The following is a 608-nucleotide window of genomic DNA, read 5'->3' as shown; positions in this document are numbered from 1 at the left end:
CGTTCACGATTGTGGGACATATCGAGTGAATGGAGAGTCTCGTCCGCTTGAATCAGGCATGGTGTTAACCATAGAGCCTGGTTTATACGTGTCTCTAGATAATGAATCGGTCGATGAGAAGTGGCGTGGTATTGGTATTCGTATTGAGGATGATGTTTTAATTCGCAACGATGGCCCTTATATTTTAACCCATGGCCTGCCAAGAGAAATTGATGAAATTGAAGCTTTTATGGCTCAAAATCATTAAAAATTGTTTAACCTAAGGTTAGTGGTTGGGGATAAGTGAATGGCAAAGCAATACGATTTGATCATAGTGGGTGCCGGTATGGTGGGGTCTTTAGCGGCATTGTTGCTGGCAGATTCGTCATTACGGATTGCGCTTGTTGATAAGCACAGTGGCGACTATGTATTGTCGACACCCCCGAGTTATGATGCGCGTGTTAGTGCCATTTCCTGTCAATCTAAAGCATTGTTAGAGTCTGCTGGCGCGTGGCAGAAAATCCCCAAAGAAAGACTTGCTGTCTATAACAATATGGTCGTTTGGGATGGATTAGGTGAAGGCTATATCGACTTCAATGCACGTAAAACCAACTTGCCGGAACTAGGGC

The 608-nt window shown here is 44.2% G+C and carries 2 protein-coding genes; both read left to right on the top strand.

What is annotated here, in order from left to right; genetic code table 11:
- Positions 1-247 (top strand): M24 family metallopeptidase (locus GQS57_RS18525; protein ID WP_165734445.1); only part of this gene is annotated, 247 nt, incomplete at its 5' end.
- Between the two features lie 39 nt (positions 248-286).
- Positions 287-608, top strand: a 322-nt coding sequence (locus tag GQS57_RS18520; RefSeq protein WP_165734444.1) for an FAD-dependent monooxygenase, incomplete at its 3' end; no start/stop codon positions are given.

The sequence above is a fragment of the Polaribacter sp. 20A6 genome (assembly GCF_011378915.1).
Classification (GTDB): domain Bacteria; phylum Bacteroidota; class Bacteroidia; order Flavobacteriales; family Flavobacteriaceae; genus Polaribacter; species Polaribacter sejongensis.
Note: the sequence above shows the minus strand (reverse complement) of the source record. Positions and strands in the feature narration are given on the sequence as shown.